The organism is Modestobacter sp. SYSU DS0904, assembly GCF_054051115.1.
Window position 1 is genome coordinate 1 of the sequence record NZ_JBJHAQ010000069.1, and the last position, 7,260, is coordinate 7,260.

The window sequence follows — 7,260 nt, forward strand, 5'->3', positions numbered from 1 at the left end:
CCTCACCGTCGGCCGGCTGGGCGGTCCACCCCGCCCGCCGCGCACCGGGATGATCCGGCGCAGGATCCGCGGCGGAGGGCCGCTGGCCGGCCAGGGCCAGGATCAGCTCGGCTTCCTCCGCAGTGGCCCGCGCCCGCTGGCGCTGGATGCCCTGCAGCCGGGCCGCGAGCAGCTCATCGGGCCACTGCGACGCCGGCGACGGCTCCCGGGACCCCGGGTAGTGCAGCTCGATCACCACGTTGGCCGACCGGGCAGACGGGACCGACGGCGGGGGCAGGGCCGCGGTCTCCGTCATGCACCCGAACATACGTTCGAGGTACGACGATTTTGACAGGTCGGAGTCGCGGGCTCACGGCTGAGTCGATCCGCACCAGGTCCAGGAGCAGGCAACGGCCGGTCCGCTCACCAGCCGAGCCAGTCGACCGCTTCCTGCGCGATCTCCGGCGGCACCGCGTGACCCCCGTCGAACTCGCGGTAGATGACGTCGTACCCGTCGTCCCGCAGCTCCGGGACCAGGTCCCGGCTGGTCCGGTCGATCGGCAGCACCTCGTCGTCGGTGCCGTGCGAGACGAACACCGCCGGCTGCCCGGAGCGCGGACCGGGCGGCACGAAGCCGGGCGAGAAGGCGAGGATGCGGTCGAACAGCTCCCCGTTGGCCAGGCCCAGCCCGAGGGCGTACGTCGCGCCGTCGGAGAACCCGGCGACCGCCACCCGCCCGGGGTCGATCCGCAGCCGCGAGAACACCTCGCCGAGCGCCCGGTCCACGGCGGCCACGTCCTCGCCGAACCCGCCGCGGACGGCGTCCCAGGTGGAGCCGCGCGAGGCAGGGGCGAGCAGCACCAGACCGCGTTCGTCGGCCAGCGGCCGCAGCAGGCCGATGCCCCCGGCGGCATCACCGCCGGCCCCGTGCAGGGAGACCACCAGCGGCGCCGGTCGCTGCGGGTCGAGTCCCGGTGGCACGTGCAGCAGCGCGTCCCGTTCGCTCTCCACCCCCAGCGGGTGGGTGCCGGTCGGCTCCGCCGACGGCGAGGCTTCCCCGGGGCGGGCGGTCAGCGCGGCCGCGTCGTCGCCGCCGTCCGAGCCACCCGTGCCGTCCGGGCCGCCCGGCGAGGTGACCACCCGACCGGCGCAACCGGCGAGGACACCGCCCACGACCAGGTGGCCGGCGAGGGCCAACAGTCGCCGGCGGTCGAGAGCCGGCCCGGCCGGCGGGCGGGTCATGTCCGGTCGAGCAGCCGCAGGACCGCCGCGGCGACCACCTCGGGGCGGTCGGCGGGCACGAAGTGGCTCGCCCCATCGACCATGGTGAGCCGGGCGTCGGGCAGGTCGTCGGCCAGCTGCTGCCCGTAGCGCGGCTTCATCTGGTGGTCCAGCCGGCCCCACACCACCTCGGCGGGCATGATCAGCCGGGGCAGGAACGGGGCCACCGTCTGGGTGTAGACCGAGTCCAGCGACCGCAGGTGCCGCGCCAGCAGCCGCGGGCCACCGGGGTGAGCCCACGGGGCCACGAAGCGGTCGATGAACGGGCCGGCCCGGTCCTGATCGGCGAACAGGGTGCGCAGCGCCGGGCGCAGCGCGGTGGCCAGGGCCGGTGGGGGCAGCTGCCGCACCAGCGGCCAGGCGGCCTTCAGCGCACGCACCAGCGGCACCGGCCACCCGTCGTAGCTGACCCCGTCGACGACGCCGAGGCCGGCGACCCGGTCGGTGGCGGTGGTGGCCAGGATCTGCGCCACCCCGCCGCCGAGGTCGTGCCCGACGACGACCACCCGGTCCAGCTCGAGGGCGTCCAGCAACCCCAGCAGCAGCGACGCCTGGGTGGCCAGGTCGACCGGGTGCCCGTCCGGGGCGGCCGACCCGCCGTAGCCCAGCATGTCGACGGCGAACACCCGGGCACGGGCGGCCACCGGCGGGACGACGTCCTCCCACAGCCGGTGGTTGGTGGGGATGCCGTGCACCAGCAGGACCGGCGGGCCGGACTCCCCCGCCGTCCAGACGTTGAGCCGCACCCCACCGACGTCGACGAGCCAGGTCTCCCCGGTCGGCAGCTGATCGGTGCTCGGTCCACCCACGCCCTCACCACCCATGCCCGCACCGGTGCCCAGCAGCGCACCGGTGACACACCGATCCGTCCGCCACGCTGTTGTGTACAGTTGTACACATGGACGACGGGCGCAGTATGCGCGAGCGGATGCTCGCCGGTGACCTGTACATCGCCGACGACCCGCAGCTGGCCGCCGACAGCACCCGTGCCCAGCAGCTCACCCACCGGTACAACACGATGGACCCCACCGACGGAGCCGCGCGCCGCGAGGTGCTCGAGCAGCTGCTGGCCGCGTTCGGCCCCGGCAGCGAGCTGCGCCCGCCGTTCCGCTGCGACTACGGGTACCGGACGTCGGTGGGCGCGCGGACCTTCGCCAACTTCGGTCTCGTGGTGCTCGACGTCGCCCGGGTGACCATCGGGAACGACGTGCAGATCGGGCCGAACGTCCAGCTGCTCACCGCCACCCACCCCGTCGAGGCCGGCCCCCGCCGCGAGAAGTGGGAGGGGTCGCGGCCGATCACCATCGCCGACAACGTCTGGCTCGGCGGCGGCGTGATCGTCTGCCCGGGGGTGACCATCGGGGAGAACACGGTGGTCGGCGCCGGCGCCGTGGTCACCCGCGACCTGCCGGCGGACGTGGTCGCCGTGGGGAATCCGGCCCGCGTCGTCCGCGCCCTCGGGTGAACACCCGACGGCACGACCCGCAGCGGGCCGACCGGATCGTCGACGCCGCCCTCGACGTGATCGCCGAGCACGGCGTCGCGAACACCACGCACCGGCTCATCGCCGCCTGCGCCGACGTCCCGCTGGGGTCGCTGACCTACCACTTCACCGGCCTCGACGACCTGCTCGCCCAGGCCTTCACCCGGCACGCGGAGCGGATGGCGGCCACCTACGAGGCGCACTTCGACCAGGTGCGCAGCCGCGCGGACGTCGTCGCGGCGGTCACCGAGCTGGTGCACGGCGACGCCGGCGCCGACGACCGCGACTGGGCGGTGGCCTACGAGCTCTACCTGGCGGCCCTGCGCGACCCGTCGTTGCGCGCGGTCACCGAGTCCTGGATGCGCCGCAGCCGCAGCGTGCTGGAGCGCTTCGTCGACCCGACCACCGCCCGTGGGGTCGACGCCCTGATCGAGGGCCTGGTGATGCACAAGGTCCTGGCCACCAGCCCCGTCGACCGGGCGCAGACCACCGAGATCATCGCCCGCGTCGTGCGGCCGAGCACCGCCCCCGAGGAGCACGCATGACCACCACCACCGACGCGACCGGACCGTCGGCCGCGCAGGTGCGGGCCGCCACCCGGGCGACCTACGTCGCCTTCATCGGCGCCGGTTTCGCCTTCGCCAGCTGGGCCGCCCGCATCCCGCAGGTCCGCACCCGGCTGGACCTCGACCCGGCCGGGCTGGGCCTGGTGCTGCTGGCGATCGCCGCCGGGTCGGTGATCGCGCTGCCGCTGTCCGGGCCGGTGATCGCCCGGCTGGGCTCCCGGCGCACGGTGACGCTGATGGCCGGGCTGCTCACCGTCGCGCTGGTCATCGTCGCCGTGGCGCCGCTGATCGGCGTGCTGCCGCTGGTGCTGGGGCTGTTCGTCATGGGGTTCGCCAACGGCGCCTGGGACGTCGGCATGAACGTGCAGGGCGCCGTGGTCGAGCGGCACCTGGACCGGGCCGTCATGAGCCGCTTCCACGCCGGCTTCAGCCTCGGCACCGTGATCGGCGCGCTGGGCGGGGCGGCGATGGTCGCGCTCGACGTGCCGGTCACCGCGCACCTGCTCGGCGTCGCCGTCGTCGTCGCCGTGGTCGTGCCGCCGGCCGTGCGCGGCTTCGTCCCCGACGTCGAGGACACCCCGGGCGGGGAACGCCCGGCCGAGCCCGGCGGGGTGCTCGCCCGGTGGCGCGAGCCGCGCACGCTGCTGATCGGGCTCTTCGTGCTCGCCTTCGCCTTCGCCGAGGGGACGGCGAACGACTGGATCAGCATCGCGCTCATCGACGGGTACGGCGCCAGCCCGGCGGTGGGCACGCTGAGCTTCGCGGTGTTCCTCGCCGCGATGACCGCGGCCCGCTGGGTGGGCCCGCCGCTGCTGGACCGGTACGGCCGGGTGCCGCTGGTCCGGGCGCTGGCCGGGCTCGCGGTGGTCGGGCTGCTGCTGTTCGTCTTCGGCCCGAACACCGGCGTCGCCTTCGCCGGAGCCCTGCTGTGGGGCGCCGGCACCTCGCTGGGCTTCCCGGTCGGCATGAGCGCCGCCGCCGACGACCCGGCGCACGCCGCCACCCGGGTCAGCGTGGTCGCCTCGATCGGCTACTGCGCGTTCCTGGCCGGCCCGCCGCTGATCGGCTTCCTCGGGCACGAGCTGTCGGTGCTCCGCGCGCTGACCGTGGTCGCGGTGCTGCTCGCCGTCGCCACCGCGATCGCCGGCACGCTGCGGGAGCCCGCGACGTGAGCGGTCAGTCGGCCAGCAGCTGCTCGCGCACCTGGCGGCGCAGCACCTTGCCGATCTGCGAGCGGGGCAGGTCCTCGACCGGGACCAGCCGCCGCGGCACCTTGTAGCCGGCCAGCTGCTCGCGGGTACGGGCGCGCACCGCGTCCAGGTCGAGGTCCGGGTCGTCGAGCACCACGGCGGCCACGACCTCCTCTCCGCCGTCCGGCCCGGGCAGGCCCACCACGGCGGCGTCCCGGATGCCTGGCACCGCCTTGAGCACCGCCTCCACCTCCGAGGGGTGCACGTTGAACCCGCCGGTGATGACCAGCTCCTTGATCCGGTCGACCACCGTGACGAAGCCGTCGTCGTCGGCCACCACGATGTCGCCGGTGCGCAGCCAGCCACCGGGCAGCAGCACCTCGGCGGTCTCCCCGGGCCGGTTCCAGTAGCCGGAGAAGACCTGCGGCCCGCGGACCAGCAGCTCCCCCCGCTCCCCCGGGGCCCGGTCCACGGCCGGGTCCTCCGGGTCGATGATCCGCATCTCCGTCGACGGGAAGGGCAGGCCGACGGTGCCCGGCCGGCGGGTCGGGCCCACCGGGTTGCCCAGCACGATCGGTGAGGTCTCGGTCATCCCGTAGCCCTCCACGACCAGGCCACCGGTGACCTCCTCCCACCGCTGCGCCGTCGCGGCCGGCAACGGCATGGCACCGGAGAGGGCGAACCGGGTGCTCGACAGGTCGGCGCCGCGCTCGGCGGCGGCGGTGGCCAGCCGGTCGTAGACCGGCGGCACCGCCGGCAGGAAGGTCGGCGGCAGCCGGCGGGCGGCGCTGAGCACCTGGTCGACGTCGAAGCGCGGGAACAGCACCAGCGTGGCGCCGAGCCGGACGGCGGCCACCAGGCCCAGCAGCATCCCGTAGGCGTGGAAGAGCGGCAGGATGCCGTAGAAGACCTCCTCGCCCTCCCGCAGCCCGGGAACCCAGGCGACGGACTGGGTGACGTTGGCCAGCAGGTTGCGGTGGGTGAGCACCGCCCCCTTCGGGGTTCCGGTGGTGCCGCCGGTGTACTGCAACAGCGCGACGTCGGTGTGCGCCGGCCCCGGGTGGGCCGGGTCCAGCGCCGGCGCCTCGGCGACCAGGTGCTCCCAGCTGAGCGCGCCGGGCGCCGGTCCGGTGATCGCCGACCGGGTGGCCCGCGCCTTCGGCACCGGCAGGCGCAGCGCCAGCCGCTTGGTCCACGGCAGGGCGCGGGGCAGGGCGACGGCGACGACGGTGCACCGGTCGGGGAGCTCCAGCCCCTGCACCAGCGGCGCGACCTTGTCCCAGACCACGGCGACGGTGGCCCCGTGGTCCAGGAACTGGGTCCGCAGCTCCTCGGCGGTGTAGAGCGGGTTGTGCTCCACCACCACCGCGCCCAGCCGCAGCACCGCGTAGAAGGCGACCACGTGCTGGGGGCAGTTGGGCAGCACCAGCGCGACCCGGTCACCGGGGCCGACGCCGAGCCTGCGCAGCGCCTCGGCGGCGGTGGCCACCCGGTCGCGCAGCTGGGCGTAGGTCGTGGCGGCACCGGAGAAGTCCAGCGCCGTGCGGTCGGGGAAATGCGCCGCGGCCTCCGCCAGCAGGTCGCCCACGGTCTGCTCGGGCACGTCCACCCGGGCAGGCACTCCGGGGGCGTAGCTGCGGGTCCAGTGCGGCACCGGTTCGGTGATCACCCCGACAGCGAACCACGAGGGGTACGGGGCCGCCCGGCAACCGGCGCATGCCGGGTGGGCACGTGGAGATCTCGTGACGATCGGCCCGCGGAGGTGACCTCCGACGTGTGCGCGAGCACACCTCCGGCAGCCACACCCTGAGCAGCACTGCCCGCCGACTCCAGGAGGCCCGAGATGCCGACCCCCTCGTCCCGACCGTCGGCCCGGCTCTGGCGCGGGGTGACCCGGGCCAGCCGGCTGGCCGCACCCACGCTCTACGTGGGCACCGCCCTGCTGGGCGCCACCGCCACCGCGCTGCCGTCGCTGCTGATCGTCGGACTCCTGGCCGGCGCCGCCGTCGGTGTGACGATCGGCCTGGCCGACCCCGGCTTCCCGGCGTCCCCGGCCGCCCGCCGCAGGGCGCTGTACGCCGCGGGCATAGGGGCGCTGCTGCTGCCGTTCGCGACGGGCATCGGGCTGCTGGGCGGCGCGGGCGTGCTGGTGGTGCCGCTGCTGCTGGTGCTCTGCGCCGTGGCGGCCGCCGGGTGGCTCGCCGACCTGGACACGACCACGGGCCCCGGCGCGGGGCCCTCGTCGTGGGGGGCGACGTCCTGGGGAGCCCCGTCGTGGGAAGCCCCGTCCCGGGAGGTGTCGCCGCGCGAGGCGCTGCCGGATCCGCTGCGCCGCCCGGTGGACCAGCTGACCACCGAGCAGCTGTTCACCGCGTGGTCGGCCACCGGGGAGCAGCTGCGCCGGTCGGTGTCCCCGGCCACCCGGGCAGAGCTCGCCGAGCTGCGCTCGGCGCTGCTGGAGGAGCTGCTGCGGCGGGAACCCGAGACGACCGCACGCTGGCTCGAGGAAGGTGCGCCGATCCCCTGGCACCACCGGGACGGCGGCACGCCTGTCTGACCGGGCGGCCCACCGGGTCAGCGGGCCGCGGGGTCAGCCGGCCGCGGGGTCAGCCGGCCGCGGGGTCAGCGGGCCGCCGGCCGAGCCGTGGGGGGGGGGGGGGGGGGGGGGGGGGGGGGGGGGGGGGGGGGGGGGGGGGGGGGGGGGGGGGGGGGGGGGGGGGGGGGGGGGGGGGGGGGGGGCGGGGGGAGGTGGGCGGGGCGG

General features: G+C 76.0%; 7 protein-coding genes and 1 pseudogene. 4 read left to right on the forward strand and 4 right to left on the reverse strand.

What is annotated here, in order from left to right; all coding sequences use genetic code 11:
* From ACI79U_RS21195 to ACI79U_RS21205, 3 genes and pseudogenes are all read right to left on the reverse strand, one after another.
* Nucleotides 1–295 (reverse strand): annotated as a pseudogene (locus ACI79U_RS21195) (HNH endonuclease); the annotation flags it as partial.
* 107 nt (nt 296–402) lie between these two features.
* On the reverse strand, nt 403–1,221 hold the full coding sequence (locus ACI79U_RS21200) for an alpha/beta hydrolase (protein WP_457071504.1): 819 nt from the start codon (nt 1,219–1,221) through the stop codon (nt 403–405).
* Nucleotides 1,218–2,069, reverse strand: a complete 852-nt coding sequence (locus ACI79U_RS21205) for an alpha/beta fold hydrolase (RefSeq protein ID WP_457071502.1) — start codon at nt 2,067–2,069, stop codon at nt 1,218–1,220. The genes ACI79U_RS21200 and ACI79U_RS21205 overlap by 4 nt, the downstream gene beginning before the upstream one ends.
* An 89-nt stretch (nt 2,070–2,158) precedes the next feature.
* On the opposite strand from ACI79U_RS21205, the gene ACI79U_RS21210 reads away from it, so the two are divergent.
* Genes ACI79U_RS21210 through ACI79U_RS21220 form a run of 3 tightly spaced genes read left to right on the forward strand, consistent with a single transcriptional unit; the run spans nt 2,159 to nt 4,481 of the window.
* On the forward strand, nt 2,159–2,725 hold the full coding sequence (locus ACI79U_RS21210) for a sugar O-acetyltransferase (protein WP_457071500.1): 567 nt from the start codon (nt 2,159–2,161) through the stop codon (nt 2,723–2,725).
* On the forward strand, nt 2,722–3,288 hold the full coding sequence (locus ACI79U_RS21215; protein WP_457071497.1) for a TetR/AcrR family transcriptional regulator: 567 nt from the start codon (nt 2,722–2,724) through the stop codon (nt 3,286–3,288). Before ACI79U_RS21210 ends, ACI79U_RS21215 begins: the two co-directional genes overlap by 4 nt.
* Nucleotides 3,285–4,481: an MFS transporter gene (locus tag ACI79U_RS21220; RefSeq protein WP_457071495.1), complete on the forward strand. Its 1,197-nt coding sequence runs from the start codon at nt 3,285–3,287 to the stop codon at nt 4,479–4,481. The genes ACI79U_RS21215 and ACI79U_RS21220 overlap by 4 nt, the downstream gene beginning before the upstream one ends.
* A gap of 4 nt (nt 4,482–4,485) precedes the next feature.
* Here ACI79U_RS21220 and ACI79U_RS21225 read toward each other — a convergent pair whose 3' ends face one another.
* On the reverse strand, nt 4,486–6,168 hold the full coding sequence (locus ACI79U_RS21225; protein WP_457071493.1) for a long-chain-fatty-acid--CoA ligase: 1,683 nt from the start codon (nt 6,166–6,168) through the stop codon (nt 4,486–4,488).
* A gap of 174 nt (nt 6,169–6,342) precedes the next feature.
* Here ACI79U_RS21225 and ACI79U_RS21230 point away from each other — a divergent pair, with 174 nt between their 5' ends.
* Nucleotides 6,343–7,056 carry a hypothetical protein gene (locus ACI79U_RS21230; RefSeq protein ID WP_457071491.1) on the forward strand — a complete coding sequence of 238 codons (714 nt, stop codon included), beginning with the start codon at nt 6,343–6,345 and terminating at the stop codon, nt 7,054–7,056.
* Nucleotides 7,057–7,260: the final 204 nt, after the last annotated feature.